Origin of the sequence: Ramlibacter tataouinensis (assembly GCF_001580455.1) — a bacterium.
In the GTDB taxonomy this organism is placed as follows: Bacteria; Pseudomonadota; Gammaproteobacteria; order Burkholderiales; family Burkholderiaceae_C; genus Ramlibacter; species Ramlibacter tataouinensis_B.
Genome location: NZ_CP010951.1, coordinates 1876007 through 1895032 on the forward strand (window position 1 = coordinate 1876007; position 19026 = coordinate 1895032).

At 66.2% G+C, this 19026-nt stretch carries 29 protein-coding genes and 1 tRNA gene; 6 read left to right on the forward strand and 24 right to left on the reverse strand.

Features of this window, described 5'->3' with window-relative positions:
- Genes UC35_RS09085 through UC35_RS09100 form a run of 4 tightly spaced genes read left to right on the forward strand, consistent with a single transcriptional unit; the run spans window position 1 to window position 2387 of the window.
- Window positions 1-696, forward strand: coding sequence for a heme-copper oxidase subunit III (locus UC35_RS09085; protein WP_061498276.1), 696 nt, complete (start codon window positions 1-3; stop codon window positions 694-696).
- A 15-nt stretch (window positions 697-711) separates the two neighbouring features.
- Entirely contained in the window at window positions 712-1434 is a 723-nt protein-coding gene (locus tag UC35_RS09090; RefSeq protein ID WP_227820510.1) for a heme-copper oxidase subunit III family protein, read from the forward strand.
- A 9-nt stretch (window positions 1435-1443) separates the two neighbouring features.
- Window positions 1444-1845 carry a cytochrome C oxidase subunit IV family protein gene (locus tag UC35_RS09095; protein ID WP_061498277.1) on the forward strand — a complete coding sequence of 134 codons (402 nt, stop codon included), beginning with the start codon at window positions 1444-1446 and terminating at the stop codon, window positions 1843-1845.
- Window positions 1846-1871: 26 nt separating this feature from the next.
- Window positions 1872-2387 (forward strand): hypothetical protein, encoded by a 516-nt coding sequence (locus UC35_RS09100; protein WP_061498278.1) that lies wholly within the window; start codon window positions 1872-1874, stop codon window positions 2385-2387.
- Window positions 2388-2579: 192 nt separating this feature from the next.
- Here UC35_RS09100 and UC35_RS09105 read toward each other — a convergent pair whose 3' ends face one another.
- Window positions 2580-3233 carry a uracil-DNA glycosylase gene (locus tag UC35_RS09105; RefSeq protein ID WP_061498281.1) on the reverse strand — a complete coding sequence of 218 codons (654 nt, stop codon included), beginning with the start codon at window positions 3231-3233 and terminating at the stop codon, window positions 2580-2582.
- A 224-nt stretch (window positions 3234-3457) separates the two neighbouring features.
- Between UC35_RS09105 and UC35_RS09110 the strand changes: the two genes are divergently transcribed.
- On the forward strand, window positions 3458-4510 hold the full coding sequence (locus tag UC35_RS09110) for a hypothetical protein (protein WP_061498285.1): 1053 nt from the start codon (window positions 3458-3460) through the stop codon (window positions 4508-4510).
- A gap of 51 nt (window positions 4511-4561) precedes the next feature.
- On the opposite strand, the gene UC35_RS09115 is transcribed toward UC35_RS09110, so the two are convergent.
- The 20 genes from UC35_RS09115 to UC35_RS09210 all read right to left on the reverse strand — a co-directional run bounded on the left by UC35_RS09115 (window position 4562) and on the right by UC35_RS09210 (window position 15350).
- Window positions 4562-4638 (reverse strand) — tRNA-Met (locus tag UC35_RS09115).
- A gap of 23 nt (window positions 4639-4661) precedes the next feature.
- Window positions 4662-5063 (reverse strand): 50S ribosomal protein L17, encoded by a 402-nt coding sequence (rplQ, locus tag UC35_RS09120; RefSeq protein WP_061498288.1) that lies wholly within the window; start codon window positions 5061-5063, stop codon window positions 4662-4664.
- Between the two features lie 61 nt (window positions 5064-5124).
- Entirely contained in the window at window positions 5125-6114 is a 990-nt protein-coding gene (locus UC35_RS09125; protein WP_061498290.1) for a DNA-directed RNA polymerase subunit alpha, read from the reverse strand.
- 131 nt (window positions 6115-6245) lie between these two features.
- Window positions 6246-6869 (reverse strand): 30S ribosomal protein S4, encoded by a 624-nt coding sequence (gene rpsD, locus UC35_RS09130; protein WP_061498293.1) that lies wholly within the window; start codon window positions 6867-6869, stop codon window positions 6246-6248.
- A 123-nt stretch (window positions 6870-6992) separates the two neighbouring features.
- Window positions 6993-7397 carry a 30S ribosomal protein S11 gene (gene rpsK / locus UC35_RS09135; protein ID WP_061498295.1) on the reverse strand — a complete coding sequence of 135 codons (405 nt, stop codon included), beginning with the start codon at window positions 7395-7397 and terminating at the stop codon, window positions 6993-6995.
- Between the two features lie 21 nt (window positions 7398-7418).
- Window positions 7419-7784 carry a 30S ribosomal protein S13 gene (gene rpsM / locus UC35_RS09140; RefSeq protein WP_061498297.1) on the reverse strand — a complete coding sequence of 122 codons (366 nt, stop codon included), beginning with the start codon at window positions 7782-7784 and terminating at the stop codon, window positions 7419-7421.
- 25 nt (window positions 7785-7809) lie between these two features.
- Window positions 7810-7923, reverse strand: coding sequence for a 50S ribosomal protein L36 (rpmJ, locus tag UC35_RS09145; RefSeq protein ID WP_011481465.1), 114 nt, complete (start codon window positions 7921-7923; stop codon window positions 7810-7812).
- Between the two features lie 26 nt (window positions 7924-7949).
- On the reverse strand, window positions 7950-8168 hold the full coding sequence (gene infA, locus UC35_RS09150; RefSeq protein ID WP_004521905.1) for a translation initiation factor IF-1: 219 nt from the start codon (window positions 8166-8168) through the stop codon (window positions 7950-7952).
- A gap of 4 nt (window positions 8169-8172) precedes the next feature.
- The gene (gene secY, locus UC35_RS09155) at window positions 8173-9492 is read right to left on the reverse strand and encodes a preprotein translocase subunit SecY (protein ID WP_061498300.1); all 1320 of its coding nucleotides are present in this window, start codon (window positions 9490-9492) and stop codon (window positions 8173-8175) included.
- Between the two features lie 30 nt (window positions 9493-9522).
- On the reverse strand, window positions 9523-9954 hold the full coding sequence (rplO, locus tag UC35_RS09160; protein WP_061498302.1) for a 50S ribosomal protein L15: 432 nt from the start codon (window positions 9952-9954) through the stop codon (window positions 9523-9525).
- A gap of 2 nt (window positions 9955-9956) precedes the next feature.
- The gene (gene rpmD / locus UC35_RS09165) at window positions 9957-10145 is read right to left on the reverse strand and encodes a 50S ribosomal protein L30 (protein WP_061498305.1); all 189 of its coding nucleotides are present in this window, start codon (window positions 10143-10145) and stop codon (window positions 9957-9959) included.
- 14 nt (window positions 10146-10159) lie between these two features.
- The gene (gene rpsE / locus UC35_RS09170; protein ID WP_061498308.1) at window positions 10160-10681 is read right to left on the reverse strand and encodes a 30S ribosomal protein S5; all 522 of its coding nucleotides are present in this window, start codon (window positions 10679-10681) and stop codon (window positions 10160-10162) included.
- A gap of 12 nt (window positions 10682-10693) precedes the next feature.
- Complete coding sequence (gene rplR / locus UC35_RS09175; RefSeq protein WP_061498309.1) at window positions 10694-11059, reverse strand: 50S ribosomal protein L18; 366 nt, start codon at window positions 11057-11059, stop codon at window positions 10694-10696.
- Window positions 11060-11070: 11 nt separating this feature from the next.
- Window positions 11071-11604, reverse strand: coding sequence for a 50S ribosomal protein L6 (gene rplF, locus UC35_RS09180; protein WP_061498313.1), 534 nt, complete (start codon window positions 11602-11604; stop codon window positions 11071-11073).
- Between the two features lie 14 nt (window positions 11605-11618).
- Window positions 11619-12014: a 30S ribosomal protein S8 gene (gene rpsH / locus UC35_RS09185; RefSeq protein WP_061498317.1), complete on the reverse strand. Its 396-nt coding sequence runs from the start codon at window positions 12012-12014 to the stop codon at window positions 11619-11621.
- Between the two features lie 19 nt (window positions 12015-12033).
- A complete protein-coding gene (gene rpsN / locus UC35_RS09190) occupies window positions 12034-12339 on the reverse strand; it encodes a 30S ribosomal protein S14 (RefSeq protein WP_061498320.1) in 306 nt (101 codons plus the stop codon).
- 9 nt (window positions 12340-12348) lie between these two features.
- The gene (rplE, locus tag UC35_RS09195) at window positions 12349-12888 is read right to left on the reverse strand and encodes a 50S ribosomal protein L5 (RefSeq protein ID WP_061503759.1); all 540 of its coding nucleotides are present in this window, start codon (window positions 12886-12888) and stop codon (window positions 12349-12351) included.
- A 2-nt stretch (window positions 12889-12890) separates the two neighbouring features.
- Window positions 12891-13208, reverse strand: a complete 318-nt coding sequence (gene rplX / locus UC35_RS09200; protein ID WP_061498324.1) for a 50S ribosomal protein L24 — start codon at window positions 13206-13208, stop codon at window positions 12891-12893.
- A gap of 9 nt (window positions 13209-13217) precedes the next feature.
- A complete protein-coding gene (gene rplN, locus UC35_RS09205; protein ID WP_061498327.1) occupies window positions 13218-13586 on the reverse strand; it encodes a 50S ribosomal protein L14 in 369 nt (122 codons plus the stop codon).
- A 195-nt stretch (window positions 13587-13781) separates the two neighbouring features.
- Complete coding sequence (locus tag UC35_RS09210) at window positions 13782-15350, reverse strand: glycerol-3-phosphate dehydrogenase/oxidase (protein WP_061498329.1); 1569 nt, start codon at window positions 15348-15350, stop codon at window positions 13782-13784.
- Between the two features lie 38 nt (window positions 15351-15388).
- Here UC35_RS09210 and proC point away from each other — a divergent pair, with 38 nt between their 5' ends.
- The gene (proC, locus tag UC35_RS09215; protein WP_061498332.1) at window positions 15389-16213 is read left to right on the forward strand and encodes a pyrroline-5-carboxylate reductase; all 825 of its coding nucleotides are present in this window, start codon (window positions 15389-15391) and stop codon (window positions 16211-16213) included.
- Window positions 16214-16234: 21 nt separating this feature from the next.
- Here the strand turns inward: proC and ubiA are convergent, their stop codons facing one another.
- Genes ubiA through UC35_RS09230 form a run of 3 tightly spaced genes read right to left on the reverse strand, consistent with a single transcriptional unit; the run spans window position 16235 to window position 18970 of the window.
- Entirely contained in the window at window positions 16235-17095 is an 861-nt protein-coding gene (gene ubiA / locus UC35_RS09220) for a 4-hydroxybenzoate octaprenyltransferase (RefSeq protein ID WP_061498335.1), read from the reverse strand.
- A 4-nt stretch (window positions 17096-17099) separates the two neighbouring features.
- Window positions 17100-18014, reverse strand: coding sequence for a Dyp-type peroxidase (locus UC35_RS09225; RefSeq protein ID WP_061498338.1), 915 nt, complete (start codon window positions 18012-18014; stop codon window positions 17100-17102).
- Between the two features lie 2 nt (window positions 18015-18016).
- Complete coding sequence (locus tag UC35_RS09230; protein WP_061498340.1) at window positions 18017-18970, reverse strand: LysR substrate-binding domain-containing protein; 954 nt, start codon at window positions 18968-18970, stop codon at window positions 18017-18019.
- Window positions 18971-19026 lie beyond the last annotated feature (56 nt).

The window sequence follows — 19026 nt, forward strand, 5'->3', positions numbered from 1 at the left end:
ATGACCATCGGCCTCGTGTCTCTCTCGCTCCTGATGGTGGTCATCGTGGGGTGGCTGTTCCGTCAGACCCTCAATGTGCAACCCTGGGAGGCCCAGGCCGTGCCGGCAGCACCTGCGCGCGTCTCGGGGCACCGTCCCATGGCGAAGGTGGCGTTGTGGGTGTTCCTGGGCGTCGCGACCTCGCTGTTCGCGCTGTTCATCAGCGCCTATGCAATGCGCCTGAGCTTCAACGACTGGACGCCGCTGCCGCAGCCCCGCCTGCTGATGCTGAACACCGCCATTCTGGTCGGCGCCAGCCTGGCGATGGAGTGGACGGTGCGCGCCGCGCGGCGCGGCCAGCCGCGCAGTGTGCGGCAGGGCCTGTGGGTCAGCGGCTTGTTCACCTTCGGCTTCCTGGCCGGCCAGCTGGTCGTGTGGAAGCAGTTCAGCGACGCCGGCTTCTACCTCACCACCAGCGCCGCCACGTCTTTCTTCTACCTGCTGACGGCGGCCCATGGCCTGCACGTCCTGGGCGGACTGGTCGCATGGGGGCTCGCGTCGATTCGCGCGCGGCGCGTGTCGGAGGTCGGACGCGTGCGGCTCGTCGTCGAACTGTGCGCGACGTACTGGCACTTCCTGCTTGCCGTCTGGATCGTGCTGTACGCGCTGCTGACCTCGAGCGACTTCGGGCTGGCCATCTGCACGACGTCCTTCTGACCGGGAGCCGAACACATGAAGATGCACGAAGCAATCGACACGGCATCCGCCCTGCCGAAGGAGAAAGGCTGGCAGAGCATCGTTTCGGACGTGTCCTCGGACCAGCGCGCCTTCAAGGACGTGCCCTGGGGCAAGCCGATGATGTGGATCTTCCTGCTCAGCGACACCTTCATTTTCGGCAGCTTCCTGATCTCGTACATGACGGTGCGTGGCTCCACCACCGTGCCGTGGCCCAATCCGAGCGAGGTGTTCTCGCTGATGATGTTCGGCCAGAACGTGCCGCTGCTGCTGATCGCGATCATGACCTTCATCCTGATCAGCAGCAGCGGGACGATGGCGCTGGCGGTGAACTACGGCTACCGGCGCGACCGCAAGACCACCTTCTGGCTGCTGCTGGCGACCGCGGCGCTGGGCGCCACCTTCGTCGGCATGCAGGCCTTCGAGTGGACCAAGCTGATCATGGAAGGCGTTCGGCCCTGGGGCAACCCGTGGGGCGCCGCGCAGTTCGGATCGTCTTTCTTCATGATCACCGGCTTCCACGGCACCCACGTGACCATCGGCGTGATCTTCCTGATCATCGTGGCGACCAAGGTGCGGCGCGGCGACCTCGACCGCCAGGCGCACGGCTTCCTCACCGGCCGCCGCGGCAACTACGAGATCGTCGAGATCATGGGCCTGTACTGGCACTTCGTGGACCTGGTCTGGGTCTTCATCTTCGCCTTCTTCTATCTTTGGTAGGAGCCGCACATGGACCACGCACAGCATGCAGAGCACGGCGCGGACCAACCGGTCGCGTCGTCGCACGGCCAGCAGCACCCGCTGGGCATCTATTTCAAGATCTGGGGCCTGCTGTTCGTGTTGAGCGCAGCCTCCTACGCAGTCGACTACTTCCATTTCCAGGGCCTGCTGCGCTGGTCGCTGATCATTGTCTTCATGCTGCTGAAGGCAGGCCTGATCGTCGCCGTTTTCATGCACATGGTCTGGGAGCGCCTGGCGCTGGTATACGCCATCGTGGTGCCGCCCTTGCTGCTGATGGTGCTGCTGGGAATAGGCGCGCTCGAGGCCGGCCATACCCACATCACGCGCGACACTTTCTTCGCGCCGGCGGCGGTGAAGCCGGCGGCGCCGCACACGGCTCCGCACAAGTAGTCCCTGGTGCCGACAAGGGAGGCGACATGCGCAGACGAATCCACTGGCTGCTCCCCGACTGCGAAAGCGCGCGCGCCGCGATGGACGAGTTGCTGCGGACCGGCGTCGACTACCGCCACATGCACTTCGTCGGCTGCGAGGGCGCGAACCTGTCGGGCCTGCACGAGGCCAACCTGCTGCAGACCTCGGACCTGGTCCGCTCAGCCGAACTGGGCCTGGTCGTCGGCGCCTGCGTCGGCGGCCTGACAGGTGCCCTGGTCGCGGCGCTCTACCCCATCGTCGGCGACGACCCGCAATGGGACATCGCCCTGGGCCTGGCCATCGCCGGCGCCATCTTCGGCCCCTGGGCGTCGAGCATGATCGGTGTCTCCGCGCCGAGCGAGCGCCTCAAGCGCTTCGCACCACAGATCGAGCAGGGGCAGGTGCTGCTGATCGTGGATGTGCCGGTGTGGCGGGTCGAGCAGGTTGAGGGACGGTTGAGGGCGCTGCGGTCGGAGGGGGAGGTCGATGGCGTCGGGCGGGACAGGCCTGCGTTTTCCTGAGCAAGGCGCCTCGCGGCCGCGGTGACAGGCACCGTGGGCAACAGAGCAAGCAGCTCGCAGCGCCCGGTCCACAACTCACGGCAGGACGCGAAACCGCCTGCGCTGCTTCCAACAACCGTACCGTTGTTGTCGTGATTGGCGATCGCAGTGAGCAGCCTAGCCGCACGCGCAGCGACGTCACATTTGTTTCATTTATCGCATATTCGCGTCCGACGGCATCAGACAACGGGCATTTAGGTCCTGACAGAACTTCAGCGCGCCGCCATGGGCGGGATGGCGCACGCACGACGCCGCCGCGATCCGGGCGTGCTGTAGCGCCGCCTGCGCCGTCCTGCCGACCGGCACGAAGGTGGCCCGCGGCCAAGCCGCCCGCAGAATCCTGAGCGCCGGCGTGCCAAGCCTCAGTTCCTCGAGCGTGGGTCTGCGGTTGGACCAGGGAACACCGGGGTGATGCGGGTGAAGCGGCACGGCATTCCACAAGATGGCGCAGTCCTCGATCCCCAATGTCTTCAGCGCGCGCCACACGGTCGTTGCCGAGGGCTCGGAAAACGGCAGACGTCGGCTCGACAGGCGGCCCGCCGGCGCGGGTATTCGCGGAATCGCGCCCTCGAGCAGCAAGCGCTCGCTGGTGAAGGCCACGCCGCTGTAGCGGCAACCCTGGTAACCGGGCGCCTCACCGACGAGGATCAGCCTGACCTCGCCATCGAGGTGTTGCCGCAGGCGCTGCATGCGTTGCGCAGCGTCGCTGCCGGGCGCCTGATGCGGGCAGCTGTCGGCCCACGGATTGAACAGGCCGGCGCGTCCAGGCGGCAGCGTGGCCAATAGCTTGTCAGTGAGGTCGGACATCGGCGCGCGGCCGCTTGTCGTCTGGCCGCACACATCTATTTCAACGCACTCACAGTGCGCGGCCCACAACACGAGGAGGATCGCGCCTGTCGCAGGGCGTGGGCCCCAGAAGTTGTCGGACGCGTCAGCTCGGACATGTAGGACTGCGGCTGAATCGCCGAGCCTTGTTTCGCTCTATAGTTTGTTCGAGGTCAGCGTCGAATCATTGGGGAGTGGAACGTCTGATGCAGCCGCGAATCTTGTTTCTCGTGATGTCGGCCGTGAGCAAGCCCGGCACGGTCGACCAGCTTGCCAATGCCTTGGCGCCGCACACCGTGCTGGTGCATCACGACTTCTCGCAGACGCCCGACTTTTCACTCACGGCAACGAACGTCCAGTTCGTTCCTGACCCCCGGCGCACAGGCTGGGCCTACTTCGGATTCGTGGATGGCATCTTCCATTCGCTGCGGCATGCGTTGTCGAACCTGCAGTTCGACTACCTGCAGCTCCTGAGCCCGACTTGCCTGCCGATCAAGCCGATCGCGCAGTTCGAGGCGCGCGTGACCAGCGGAGCCGACGCCCACTTCGATTGCGTCAATCTGCTCAACGATCGCGATGCCCTGATGAGCGTGGGCTACCGGGCCTTCACGCCCGAACTCTCCTTGCGCCACCTGGTGGCCCGCCGCGCGACCAACGTCTATTTCGGCACGTCCCCCGGACGCCGGGACGAGGCCGGCATCTGGCTGCGCACGGGCGGTGGCGCGGGCCTGCCTGCCCGGATGGCCGGGCTGCTCATTCAAGCCTTGAGTCGCCCGGCAATCGGGCGGCACATCTTCGGCGAGGCGTTCCATCCCTACTACGGCACGCCGTGGTTCGGCGCGCGCAGGGACATCATCGGCGGCATGGTGCGCCTGTTCGAGCAGCCGGGGGTGCGCGACTACTTCAGCCGGCTGCGCATCGCCGAGGAATTCCTGTTTCCGACGATGCTGATGCAGCTCGTAGAGAACCGGGGGCCGATGAACCATGTCGTCAAGCGGTACGTCGACGCGCACACGGGCTGCTTCGAGGACGGCGACATCGACATGCTGCGCGATTGCGGCGCCTACTTCGCGCGCAAGTTTCCGGACGACCCCGCTGCGCCGATCCGGCTGCGGGTGCTCGAAGACCTGGTGGGCGCGCCGTCGCTGGCCTACCCCGCCGACGCCACCAACCTCCTGCGCGACAAGACGCATGCCCCGCCGGTGTTCGGCCTGCGCGGATCCTGGCCGTCACCCGGCACCGGCGCGGTGAGCGGTTGATTGGGCCGTGTCCAGAAACAAAAACGCCCACTGGAAAGTGGGCGTTGAATTTGGTTGCGCGGGCAAGATTTGAACTTGCGACCTTTGGGTTATGAGCCCAACGAGCTACCAGGCTGCTCCACCGCGCGTCAGAGGTAACGATTATATGCGATCAGGCCTGCGTTTGCTCGCCGGCCGTTGCATTTTCAGTGGGCTCGGGCCGATCCACGAGCTCGACCAGCGCCATCGGCGCGTTGTCGCCGACGCGGAAACCCATCTTCAGAATGCGGGTGTAGCCGCCCGGGCGCGCCTTGTAGCGAGGACCCAGTTCGGCGAACAGCTTGGTGACGATGTCGCGGTTGCGCAGGCGGTCGAACGCCAGGCGCTTGTTGGCAACCGTCGGCTCCTTGGCCAGGGTGATCATGGGCTCGACCACGCGGCGCAGTTCCTTCGCCTTCGGCACCGTGGTCTTGATCACCTCGTGCTCGAGCAGCGAATTCATCATGTTGCGCAGCATCGCGAGGCGGTGCTCGCTGGTGCGGTTCAGTTTACGGAGTCCGTGTCCGTGGCGCATGGTGTGTTCCTTTCCTTATCTCAAAGGCAGCCGTGTCAGGTACTGCCAGTTCACCATTGGGTTAACGTTTGTCCAGGCCGGCGGGCGGCCAGGACTCCAGCTTCATGCCCAGCGTGAGGCCGCGCGAAGCCAGAACTTCCTTGATTTCGTTGAGCGACTTGCGGCCCAGGTTCGGGGTCTTGAGCAGCTCGTTCTCGGTACGCTGGATCAGGTCGCCGATGTAGTAGATGTTCTCGGCCTTCAGGCAGTTGGCCGAACGCACCGTGAGCTCGAGCTCGTCGACAGGACGCAGCAGGATCGGGTCGAACTGCTGCGAGCTGCGCTGCACCGGCTGGTCGAAGGCTGCGAGTTCGCTGCCTTCCAGCTGCGCGAACACCGCGAGCTGTTCGACCAGGATCTTGGCGGAGGCACGCACCGCGTCCTCGGCGGTGATGGCGCCGTTGGTCTCGATCTCGACCACCAGCTTGTCCAGGTCGGTGCGCTGCTCGACGCGGGCGCTTTCGACCGTGTAGCTCACGCGCTTGACCGGCGAGAAGGAGGCGTCCAGCACGATGCGGCCGATCGACTTGGTGGGCTCGTCGGCGTAGCGGCGCATGGTGCCCGGCACGTAGCCACGGCCCTTCTCGACCTTGATCTGCATGTCGATCTTGCCGCCTTGCGACAGGTGCGCGATCACATGGTCGGGGTTGATGATCTCGACGTCGTGCGGCGTCTGGATGTCGGCCGCGGTGACCACGCCTTCGCCGTCCTTGCGCAGCGACAGGGTGACTTCATCGCGGTTGTGGAGCTTGAAGACCACGCCCTTGAGGTTCAGCAGGATGCTGACCACGTCTTCCTGGACGCCGTCGATCGACGAGTACTCGTGCAGGACACCGGCAATGGTGACCTCGGTTGCCGCATACCCCAGCATCGACGAAAGCAGCACGCGGCGCAGGGCGTTGCCCAGCGTGTGGCCATAGCCGCGCTCGAACGGCTCGAGCGTCACCTTGGCCCGGTTGGTGCCGAGCTGCTCAACGTTGATGGCTTTGGGTTTCAGCAGGTTGGTTTGCATGCAGGACTTCCTCTCAATACCCCCGGCTCGTTACACCGGTAAGGCTGGTGAAGTGCCCGGCCGGGATGCCTCCCGGCAGGGAACGAAAACTTCAAGGACGAGGCTGCGTCGGCAGCCTCGTTGTTCCTCGATTAACGAGAATACAGTTCGACGATCAGCGATTCGTTGATGTCGGCGCCGAACTCGTCGCGGTCCGGAACCTTCTTGAACGTGCCTTCGCCCTTGTCGGCGTTCACTTCGACCCACGCCGGAATGCCAACCTGTTGCGCAAGCTGCAGCGCCTCGAGCACGCGGGTTTGCTTCTTGGACTTCTCGCGAACGGCGATGACGTCGCCGGTCTTCACCAGGTAGGAGGGAATGTTCACCGGCTGGCCATTGACGGTGATGGCCTTGTGGGACACCAGCTGGCGCGCTTCGGCGCGGGTGGAGCCGAAGCCCATGCGGTAGACGACGTTGTCCAGGCGCGATTCCAGCAGGAACAGCAGGTTGGCGCCGGAGTTGCCCTTGCGGCGCGAGGCTTCTTCGAAGTAGCGGCGGAACTGGCGCTCCAGCACGCCATACATGCGCTTGACCTTCTGCTTCTCGCGCAGTTGCAGGCCGAAATCGGAGGTGCGCTGGCCGGAGGTGCGGCCGTGCTGGCCGGGCTTGGAATCAAACTTCGCCTTGTCGCTGATCGAGCGGCGGGCGCTCTTCAGGAACAGGTCGGTGCCTTCACGGCGGGAGAGCTTGGCCTTGGGGCCGAGATAACGTGCCACTTGACTTTCCTTTACTTAATCTGCCCCGGCCTTCTTGCCGGGGGAGCCGCTCCAGTTTGGGGCGGCAGTGGGCTTCAACAAAAAAGGACACGGCGTGCCCGCAGGACACGCCGTGTTTGGTCCTTAGATTCTACGACGCTTTTGCGGGCGGCAGCCGTTGTGCGGGACCGGCGTCACGTCGGAGATCGAGGTGATGCGGATGCCCAGCGCGGCCAGCGCGCGCACGGACGACTCGCGACCCGGGCCGGGGCCCTTGATCTCGACGTCCAGGTTCTTGATGCCCTGCTCGATCGCGGCGCGGCCGGCCACTTCCGAGGCCACCTGGGCGGCGAACGGCGTGGACTTGCGCGAGCCCTTGAAGCCCTGGCCGCCGGAGGAGGCCCAGGACAGGGCGTTGCCCTGGCGGTCGGTGATCGTGATGATCGTGTTGTTGAAGGACGCGTGCACGTGCGCGACGCCGTCGGACACGTTCTTGCGGACCTTCTTGCGCACGCGCTGCGCGGCGTTGCTGACGGGAGCCTTAGCCATTTCTGTTCACTCTTTCCCGGATTATTTCTTGAGCGCCTGCGCCGCCTTGCGCGGACCCTTGCGGGTACGGGCGTTGGTGCGGGTGCGCTGGCCGCGCATGGGCAGGCCGCGGCGATGGCGGAAGCCGCGGTAGCAGCCGATGTCCATCAGGCGCTTGATGTTCATCGTCGTTTCGCGGCGCAGGTCGCCCTCGATCGTGATCTGGGCGATCTGGTCGCGGATCTTCTCGAGGTCGGCGTCGGTGAGGTCCTTGACCTTCTTCGAGTAGGCAATGCCGCAGGCCTCGCAAATCTTGCGAGCGCGCGTGCGGCCGATGCCGAAGATCGCCGTCAGGCCGATTTCGGCGTGCTGGTGCGGCGGAATGTTGATGCCAGCGATACGTGCCATGTGCGTCTTTCCTTAACTCTGTCTATCAGCCCTGGCGCTGCTTGTGGCGCGGATCGGTGCAGATCACGCGGACCACACCCTTGCGGCGGATGATCTTGCAGTTGCGGCAGATCTTCTTGACGGAAGCCGAAACTCTCATTTGCTTTCTCCTAAATCCTTGTCCGCTTACTTTGCGCGGAACACAATCCGTGCCCGCGACAAGTCGTAGGGCGTCAATTCAACGGTGACCTTGTCACCCGGGAGGATGCGGATGTAGTGCATCCGCATCTTTCCCGAAATATGGCCGAGCACCACATGGCCGTTTTCCAGCTTGACCCGGAAGGTGGCATTGGGGAGGTTTTCGATCACCTCGCCCTGCATCTGGATGACATCGTCCTTGGCCATCTGCTCAGCCGCCCAGGGACGTCTTGAAGTTGGCCTTCTTCAACAGCGACTCGTACTGCTGGCTCATCAGGTAGTTCTGCACCTGGGCCATGAAGTCCATCGTGACCACCACGATGATCAGCAGCGAAGTCCCGCCGAAATAGAACGGCACGTTGTACTTCAGGATCAGGAACTCCGGCAGCAGGCAAACGAAGGTGATGTACACCGCGCCGGCCAGCGTCAGGCGAACCAGGATCTTGTCGATGTGGCGCGCGGTCTGCTCACCCGGACGGATGCCCGGGATGAAGGCGCCGCTCTTCTTCAGGTTGTCGGCGGTCTCGCGGCTGTTGAACACGAGCGCCGTGTAGAAGAAGCAGAAGAACACGATCATGCTGGCGTACAGCATCACGTAGATCGGCTGCCCGGGGGTCAGCGAACCGGCGATGTCCTTGAGCCAGCGCAGGCTGTCGCCGGTGGCGAACCAGCTCACCACCGTGGTGGGCAGCAGGATGATCGACGAGGCGAAGATCGGCGGGATCACGCCGGCCATGTTCAGCTTGAGCGGCAGGTGCGAGGACTGGCCGCCGTACACCTTGTTGCCCACCTGACGGCGCGCGTAGTTCACCAGGATCTTGCGCTGGCCGCGCTCGACGAACACGACGAACCAGGTCACCAGCACCACCAGCGCCACGATCAGGATGGACACCGGGATGCCCATCGCGCCGGTGCGCACCAGCTCGAGCAGTCCGCCGATCGCGCCGGGCAAGCCCGCGGCGATGCCGGCGAAGATCAGGATCGAGATGCCGTTGCCGAGACCCCGCTCGGTGATCTGCTCACCCAGCCACATCAGGAACATGGTGCCGGCCGTCAGGCTGACCACCGCGGTCATGCGGAAACCGAAGCCGGGGTTGATCACCAGGCCGGCGGTGCCTTCCAGCGCCATGGCGATGCCCAGCGACTGGAAGATCGCCAGGCCCAGCGTGCCGTAGCGCGTGTACTGCGTGATCTTGCGGCGGCCGGCCTCGCCTTCTTTCTTCAGCTGCTCGAACGTCGGCACGACGTAGGTCAGCAGCTGCATGATGATCGAGGCCGAGATGTAGGGCATGATGCCCAGCGCGAACACGGTGAACCGCGACAGCGCGCCGCCCGAGAACATGTTGAACAGGCTCAGGATCCCGCCCTGCTGGCCCTTGAACAGCTGCGCGAGCTGGTCCGGGTTGATGCCGGGCACGGGAATGTGCGCGCCGATGCGGTAGACGATCAGCGCGAGCAGCAGGAACACCAGCCGGCGACGCAGGTCGCCGTACTTGCCGGTCTTCGCGATTTGTGCAGCGCTAGTTGCCACCAGGGTCCTTCTCTGTCAAAGCCATCCGGCTCAGTTGAGGCTGCCGCCGGCAGCTTCAATGGCAGCCTTGGCACCAGCCGTCGCGGCGATGCCGGTCAGCTTGACGGCCTTCTTCAGCTCGCCCGACTTGATTACCTTCACGTTCTTGATCAGCTCGCCGACCAGGCCAGCTTGCTTGAGCGTGAGCAGGTCCACTTCGGCCGCACCCAGGCGCTCTAGCGCCGCCAGCGAGATCTCGCCGTTGAACTTGGCCGTCTGCGACTTGAAGCCGCGCTTGGGCAGGCGGCGCTGCAGCGGCATCTGGCCGCCTTCGAAACCGACCTTGTGGTAGCCGCCGGCGCGGGACTTCTGGCCCTTGTGGCCGCGACCCGCGGTCTTGCCCAGGCCGGAGCCGATGCCGCGGCCGACGCGGCGCTTGGCATGCTTGGCGCCCTCAGCGGGCTTGATGTTGTTCAGTTGCATGATCAGAGCACCTTCACCAGGTAATCGATCTTGTTGATCATTCCGCGCACGGCGGGGGTGTCCTGCAGCTCGCTCACGCTGTTGAGCTTGCGCAGGCCCAGGCCGCGCACCGTGGCGCGGTGGTCGGCCTTGGTGCCGATCGGGCTGCGCACGAGCTGGACCTTGACGGTCTTGGTTTGCTGGTTTGCCATGTCAGTGACTCCGGTCAGGCGGCGAAGATCTCTTCGACCGACTTGCCGCGCTTGGCCGCCACTTCCGCCGGGGTCGTGGAGTTCTTCAGCGCGTCGAAGGTGGCGCGGACCATGTTGTAGGGGTTCGTCGAACCATGGCTCTTGGCCACGATGTCGGTGATGCCCATGACTTCGAACACCGCGCGCATCGGGCCGCCGGCGATGATGCCCGTGCCCTTGGGGGCCGGGGCCATCATCACGCGCGCCGCGCCGTGGTGGCCGACCACGTTGTGGTGGATGGTGCCGTTCTTCAGCGACACCTTGGTCATGTTGCGGCGGGCTTCTTCCATCGCCTTCTGCACGGCGGCGGGCACTTCCTTGGACTTGCCCTTGCCCATGCCGACGCGGCCGTCGCCGTCGCCGACCACGGTGAGCGCGGCGAAGCCGAGGATACGGCCGCCCTTCACCACCTTGGTCACGCGGTTGACCGCGATCATTTTCTCGCGCAGGCCGTCTTCGGGACCGTCACCTTGCGTCTTCGCTTGAACTCGTGCCATGTTGCGAATCCTTTAGAACTGGAGGCCCGCGGCGCGCGCGGCATCGGCCAGCGCCTTGACGCGGCCGTGGTAGGCGAAGCCGGCGCGGTCGAAAGCGACCTTCTCGACGCCAGCGGCCTTGGCCTTCTCGGCGATCAGCTTGCCGACTTGCTCGGCGGCAGCCTTGTTGCCGCCCTTGCCGGCGCCGCCCAGCGACTTGCGCAGGTCGGCCTGTGCGGTCGACGCCGAAGCCAGCACCTTGCTGCCGTCCTCGGAGATCACCGCCGCGTAGATGTGAAGATTGGTGCGGTTCACCGTCAGCCGCGCAACGCCCTGGGTGGCGATGCGGATGCGGGTCTGGCGGGCCCGGCGAAGACGCTGCTCTTTCTTGGTCAACATGATGCAGCTCCTTATTTCTTCTTCGTTTCCTTGATCGTGATCTTCTCGTCCGCGTAGCGGATGCCCTTCCCCTTGTAGGGCTCGGGCGGGCGAACGGCGCGGATTTCCGCGGCGATCTGGCCGACGCGCTGGCGGTCGGCGCCCTTGATCACGATTTCCGTGGGGGCTGGCGTCGCCACCGTGATCCCCGCGGGCATGTCGATGTTCACCGGGTGCGAATAGCCCACGGTGAGGTTCAGCTTGGCGCCCTGGGCCTGGGCCTTGTAGCCCACGCCGACGAGCGTGAGCTTGCGCTCGAAGCCCTTGGTCACGCCCACCACCATGTTGTTCACCAGCTGGCGCATGGTGCCGCTCATGGCGTTGGCTTCACGCGATTCGTTGGCCGGCTCGAAGGAGAGCTTGCCATCCTTGCTCGCGACCTTGACCAGCGCGTTCTGGGCCAGCGACAGCGCGCCGCCCGCGCCCTTGACGCTGATCTGGTCTTCCTTGATCTGCACGTCCACGCCTTGCGGGACGGCGACCGGCATTTTTCCGACTCGGGACATTTCTTTTCCTTCCCTTAGGCGACGTAGCAGAGGACTTCGCCGCCGACGCCGTCAGCGCGCGCCTTGCGGTCGGTCATTACGCCGCGGGGGGTGGTCACGATCGCCACGCCCAGGCCGTTCTGGACCTGCGGAATGGCGTCACGGCCCTTGTACACGCGCAGGCCGGGGCGGCTGACGCGCTCGATGCGCTCGATCACCGGGCGGCCGGCGTAGTACTTCAGGGCGATTTCGAGTTCGCTCTTGTTGCCGTCCTTCTTGACCTGGAAGCCATCGATGTAGCCCTCGTCCTTCAGCACCTGGGCGATGGCCACCTTGATGTTCGAAGCGGGCACCGACACGGTCGCCTTCGCCACCATCTGCGCGTTGCGGATGCGGGTCAGCAGGTCGGCAATGGGATCACTCATGCTCATGTCTGTTCTCTCCTGCCGATTACCAGCTGGCCTTGATCACGCCCGGGATGTCGCCGGTGAAGGCCATCTCGCGGATCTTGCTGCGGCCCAGGCCGAACTGGCGGAAGGTGCCGCGCGGACGACCCGTGATCTCGCAGCGGTTGCGCTGGCGGGTCGGGTTCGCGTTGCGGGGGAGTTTTTGCAGGGCCAGGCGAGCGGCGGCGCGCTCTTCCTCGCTCTTCTTGGCATCGCCGGCGATCGACTTCAGTTCCTCGTACTTCTTCGCGTACTTGGCAACGAGTTTGTCTCGCTTGAGCTCGCGTTGGATCAAAGCTGCTTTAGCCACGTTGTACCTTCAGTTCTTGAACGGGAAACGGAAGCCCGCGAGCAGCGCCTTGCACTCTTCGTCGGTCTTGGCCGTGGTGGTGATCGAGATGTTCAGGCCGCGGATGGCGTCGACCTTGTCGTATTCGATCTCCGGGAAAATGATCTGTTCCTTGACGCCGATGTTGTAGTTGCCACGGCCGTCGAACGCGCGACCGGAGATGCCGCGGAAGTCGCGCACGCGCGGCAGCGCCACGGTGACGAAACGATCCAGGAATTCCCACATGCGCTCACCGCGCAGCGTCACCATCGCACCGATGGCCTGGCCTTCGCGGATCTTGAAGCCGGCGATGGCCTTCTTGGCCTTGGTCACGACGGGCTTCTGGCCGGCGATCTTGGTCAGGTCGCCGACGGCGTTGTCCATGACCTTCTTGTCGGCCACCGCCTCGCTCACGCCCATGTTCAGCGTGATCTTGCTCAGGCGCGGCACTTGCATCGGCGACTTGTAGCCGAACTTCTCGGTCAGCTCGCCAACCACTTTCTCGCGGTAGTGTTGTTGCAGTCGTGCCATGGTCATGCCACCTTGATTTCTTCGCCGCTGGACTTGAAGACGCGCACGCGCTTGTCGCCCTGAACCTTGATGCCCACGCGGTCAGCCTTGCCGGTGGCGGGGTTGTAGATCGCCACGTTGGACTGGTGGATCGGCATGGACTTCTCCACGACGCCGCCGGTGGTGCCCTTCATCGGGTTGGGCTTGGTGTGCTTCTTGACCAGGTTGATGCCCTCGACCACGACGTGGTCGGCATCCTTGCGAAGCTGCACCTTGCCGCGCTTGCCCTTGTCGCGGCCGGCGATCACGATGACTTCATCGCCCTTGCGAATCTTGTTCATGGCGTTCCCTTACAGAACTTCCGGGGCCAGCGACACGATCTTCATGAAGCGCTCGGTGCGCAGCTCGCGCGTCACCGGGCCGAAGATGCGGGTGCCGATGGGCTCCAGCTTGTTGTTGAGCAGCACGGCGGCATTGCCGTCGAACTTGACCAGCGAGCCGTCGCCACGGCGGATGCCCTTGGCGGTTCGAACCACGACGGCGCTGTAGACCTCGCCCTTCTTGACGCGGCCCCGCGGTGCGGCTTCCTTGACGCTGACCTTGATGATGTCGCCCACGCTGGCGTAGCGACGCTTGGAACCGCCGAGCACCTTGATGCAAAGAACGGACTTCGCACCGGTGTTGTCGGCGACTTCGAGCCGAGATTCTGTCTGGATCATTTCAAATATTCCCAACTTGCACCCGGGCTCCGGAAATCCGGCGACCAGGTCAGTCTTGGGCCCGCCGTCCTCGCCGCAAACCACTTGCGGCGATTTCGAATGGGGCAGATATGCACCCTTTTCAAGGCGCAGCCCGCGATTATGGCAGATGGCGGCTGGGGCGTCAACCGACCAGCCAGGACGCGGGCGGGGGAGTCAGGCCGGCAACTGCAGGTACAGGCTCGCCAGCTCCCGGAAGGCCGTCAGCTGGGGATCGGCGCCGGTTTCCTGGGCCAGGATATCGGCCACCGGCTGCGCCAGCGAATCGGCCAGCCGGGCGTCCAGGAACAACAGGCGCCAGCGGCGCCCCAGCATGTCCTCCACCGTGCGCGCATATTCATGGCGGGCGGCAAAGCGCACCATGGCTTCCGTCAGGCCGGGCGCCAGTTCGCGGTCCGCGCCGGGCAGCGCGAGGACTGCGGCGGCCTCGCTGCCGTAGGAATGCAACCCCTGCGCCTCGCTCATGGGGGTCAGCGGGCCGCCCGCCGCCGGCGCGCCGACGAGCTTGAGGTGGGTCGTCACCCCGGCCCGCGTCCTTTCGATCAGGCCGCGGCCCATGCAGGTCTCCAGCACGTCCTCGGCCATGGCGCGGTAGGTGGTCCATTTGCCGCCCGTGACGGTGACCAGGCCGCTGCGGCTGGCCAGCACGGTGTGTTCGCGGCTCAGCGCCTTGGTGTCTTCACCGTTGTCGCCGTGCGGCCTGACCAGCGGGCGCAGGCCGACCCAGACGCTGCGCACGTCCTGCGGCCGCGGCGCGCGGGCGAGGTAGCGCGCCGCCTCATGAAGAATGAAGTCCAGCTCCTGGCGAAGGGGGCGCGGCTCGCGCGGCAGGTCCTGGCGCGGGGTGTCGGTGGTCCCCAGGATCACCTTGCCCAGCCAGGGCACGCCGAACAGCACCCGGCCATCCGCCGTTTTCGGCACCATCAAGGCGTGTCGGCCCGGCAGGAAATCGCGATCGACCACCACATGCACGCCCTGGCTGGGCGCCACCATGGCGTGCACCGGCCGGCCGGTGGCTTCGCCGTCCTTTTGCCGGAATTCGTCGACCCAGACGCCGGCGGCGTTGATCACGCAGCGGGCCTTGAGTTCGAAGACGGCGCCGCTCTCCTGGTCGCGGCAGACCAGCCCCGTGACCTGGCCACCCTCGTGCCGCAGTGCGGTCGCCGCGCAGTAGTTGACCAGCAGGGCGCCGCGCGCGGCCGCGGTGCGGGCGAGCGCCAGCGCCAGCCGCGCGTCGTCGAACTGCCCATCCCAGTACTTGATGCCGCCCCTGAGGCCCTGCGGACGCGCCGTCGGCAGGCAGTCCAGCACCTGGGCGCGCGCCAGGAACTCGGTGCCGCCGAGCCCCGCGGCACCGGCCAGGGCGTCGTACATCTTCAGCCCGGTCCCGTAGAACGCCGTCTCCCAGAAACGGTACGCGGGCACCACGAACGGCAGGGGCTGCGCCAGGTGCGGCGCGTTGCGCAGCAGGGTCGTGCGCTCCTGCAGCGCTTCGCGAACCAGGGCGATGTTGCCCTGCGCAAGGTAGCGCACGCCGCCATGAACCAGCTTGGTGGCGCGCGATGAAGTGCCCTTGGCGAAATCATGCGACTCCACCAGCACCACCGAGTAGCCGCGCGCGGCGGCGTCCAGCGCCACGCCCAGGCCCGTCGCGCCGCCACCGATGATCGCGATGTCATAGGTGGCCGGCCGGGCCAGTCGCTCGAGCAGCTGCTCTCGGTTCATGCCCTCATTCTCAGCCACAACGGGACTAGACTACTTCCATGAAAACCAGTGCACATCAGGCGATCGCCTTCATCGGCGGCGGCAACATGGCCAGCGCCGTCATCGGCGGCCTGCTGCGTCAGGGCCTGCCGGCGGCGCAGATCGAGGTGGTCGAGCCCTTCGCCGAAGCGCGCGACAAGCTGAAAGCGCAGTTCGGCGTCGCAGCGCACGAGCGCGCCGGCGCCGGACTGCAGCGCGCCGGCCTGGTGGTTTGGGCGGTCAAACCCCAGACCTTCAAGGACGCCGCGGCGCAGGTGGCGGGCCACACCGGGCAGGCCCTGCACCTGAGCGTGGCGGCCGGCATCCGCTCCGACAGCATCGCCGCCTGGCTGGGCACGCAGCGCATCGTGCGGTCCATGCCCAACACCCCCGCCCTGGTCGGCAAGGGCATGACCGCCCTGTTCGCGCGGCCGGGTGTCTCCGACGAAGACAAGGCCTGGGTGGAGCAGGTCATCGCCACCACCGGCGAATCGCTGTGGGTCGACGCCGAAACCGATCTCGACGCCGTGACCGCGCTCTCCGGCTCCGGGCCGGCCTACGTGTTCTTCTTCCTGGAGGCGATGACCCAGGCCGGCATCGAGATGGGGCTCTCGCGCGAGCAGGCCTACCGGCTCGCCACCGGCACCTTCGCCGGCGCGTCCGAGCTGGCGCGCGCCTCGCAGGACCCGCCGGAGGTGCTGCGCCAGCGCGTGACCTCCAAGGGCGGCACCACCTACGCAGCGATCACGTCGATGGAACAGGCGCAGGTGAAGGAGCTTTTCATCCGCGCATTGCATGCCGCACGTGAGCGTGCCAAGGAACTGGGCGACGAGTTTGGCGGCTAGGCCGCCCCCAGCCGCCCTCGATCAGCGCAGCGTGTAGCCGACGGCCACGCCGGCGAACACCGCGAACCCGAGCCAGTGGTTCAGCCGGAAAGCCTTGAAGCAGCCGGCGCGCTCGCGGGTGCGGATCAGGCCGTAGTGCCAGGCCGCCTGCGCGCCTGCCGCCGCCAGCGACACGGCCAGGATCCACGCCGGAACGCGCCCGGCCAGCACGGCGCCCCAAATCGCCAGGTAGCTCGCGTAGCACAGCATGATCACCGCCACGTCGGCGCGTCCCAGCGTGATGGCCGAGGTCTTCATGCCGATCTTCAGGTCGTCATCGCGGTCGACCATCGCGTATTCGGTGTCGTAGGCGAGCACCCAGAACAGGTTGCCCAGCAGCAGCACCCAGGCCAGCAGCGGCACGCGCGACTGCACCGCGGCGAAGGCCATCGGGATGCCGAAGCTGAAGGCCACGCCCAGCACCGCCTGCGGCATCGACACGAAGCGCTTGGCGTATGGGTAGGCCAGCGAGATCGCCAGGGCCGCGAACGACCAGGCGATGGTCACGGTGTTGGTCGTGAGCACCAGCGCGAATGCCAGCAGCGCCAGCACCGCGCCCAGCCCCAGCGCTTCCTTCACCGACACTGCACCGCGCGTCACCGGGCGCTGCGCGGTGCGCTTGACGTGGCGGTCGAACTCGCGGTCGGCCACGTCGTTGACGCAGCAGCCGGCGCTGCGCATCAGGATGGTGCCGAGCGTGAAGACGGCCAGCAGGTGCCAGCCGGGAAAGCCTTCGGCGGCGATCCACAGCGCCGACAGCGTCGGCCACAGCAGCAGCAGCCAGCCGGCCGGGCGGTCCCAGCGGATCAGGTCGAGATAGAGGGAAAGTCTTTCGCGCAGCAAGGTGTCACAAGCCCAGTTGGCGCAGGTCCAGTTTGCCCTCGCGCATCGGCGGGCACCAGTAGTAGGCGCCGTTCACCGGCTTGGAGATGCGGAAGATCGCGTCCGTGACGCCGTCCTCCTGCCCCGCCATCCGGCGCATCTGCGCCTCGAAGGCGTAGAGCGACTTGCCGAAGGCGACGAACATCAGGCCGGCCTGCATGCTCATCATCCACGGCATGGAGCGGCGCAGCAGGAAGGCCTCGGGGTCGAAACTCTCCTGCGCAGTGCGCTTGACGTGCGAGGACTGCGGCGAGTCCTCCAGTTCCTCGTTGGTCACGCGGTCGCGGCCGATGTGCTGGTTGGCGATTTCATCGGTCAGCGCCTCGAAGGCATCCAGGTCGTGCAGCCACTGCTGCACTGCGACGTAGCTCGAGCCGTCGATGCCCGGTCCCATGCCGTGCGCGAACGCCGCCTCCTCGGCCGCCTCGCCCTCCGGGTTCTCGGTGCCGTCCTCGTAGCCGGTGAGGTCGCGCCCGTGCGTGCCGCTCCACGAATGCCGGAACGAATCGACCACGTGGCGCACCACGAAGGCCGGCGCCAGCGCCTTCTGCACCTTGCGCGTGTGGTGCAGCAGGTCGCCCAGGTCGTCGCCGCGCACCCAGCACCACAGGGTGCCGGGCGTGGACGGCACCTTCACGCCGTGGCCCGAGAAATCGGGGAACTCGTGCAGCCCCGGCACCTGCGCGTCCAGCGCCGCCACCAGCGCCGGGCCGATGCCCAGCACCACGTCGCTGCCATCGACCAGCGGCGACAGGCGCGCCAGCGCCTCCTTCACTTCCTCCACGCCGGTGCCGCGTTCCGGTAGGACGAAATTGACGTAGCGCGCCACGGCCGGCACGGGCTCGAGGATGCCTGGTTGGTACAGCGGATTGACGTTCATGATCAGGACAGTCTCTTGACGCCGGGCAATTCGCAGGCGTAGATCGCGTTGCGCAGGGCGGCGATGGCCTCGTAGCGGGTGAAGCTGCGGCGCCAGGCCAGCACCACGCGCCGCGAGGGCGGGTCGCCGTCGAAGGGAATGTAGTGCACGTAGGCCTGGTCGTCCTTGCGCCGCTTGGGCTTGGCCTCCATGGCCTCCTTGGGCACCGACAGGCGCGGCACCAGGGTCACGCCCATGCCGGCCGCGACCATGTGCTTGATCGTCTCCAGCGAGGAGCCCTCGAAGCTCTTGCGGATGCCTTCGGCATCGCTGGAAAAGCGCGCGAACTCCGGACAGACCTCCAGCACGTGGTCGCGAAAGCAGTGGCCGGTACCCAGCAGCAGCATGGTCTCGCTCTTGAGCTCCTGCGCGGTGACCGTCTCGCGCGAGGCCAGCGGATGGTTGCTCGGCACCGCGGCCAGGAAGGGCTCGTCGTAGAGCTGGGCGATCGCCAGCCCGGTGTCGGGAAAGGGCTCGGCCATGATGGCGCAGTCGATCTCGCCGGTGCGCAGCATCTCCAGCAGCTTGACGGTGAAGTTCTCCTGCAGCATCAGCGGCATCTGCGGGGTGCGGGCGATCGCCTGGCGCACCAGGTCCGGCAGCAGGTAAGGCCCGATGGTGTAGATCACACCCAGGCGCAGCGGGCCGGCCAGCGGGTCCTTGCCGCGCTTGGCGATCTCCTTGATGTTGGCGGCCTGCTCGAGCACGCTTTGCGCCTGCCGCACGATCTCCTCGCCGAGCGGCGTGACCGTGACTTCGTTGGCGCTGCGCTCGAACAACTTGACCTCGAGCTCATCCTCCAGCTTCTTGATCGCCACCGACAGGGTCGGCTGCGACACGAAACAGGCTTCGGCCGCCTTGCCGAAATGCTTTTCCCTGGCAACGGCGACGATGTACTTGAGTTCGGTCAGGGTCATGCTTGGCCCCCAGCCCTTCGCGACTCGCCGGCGCCGTTGCGCCGATCCCGTCCGGG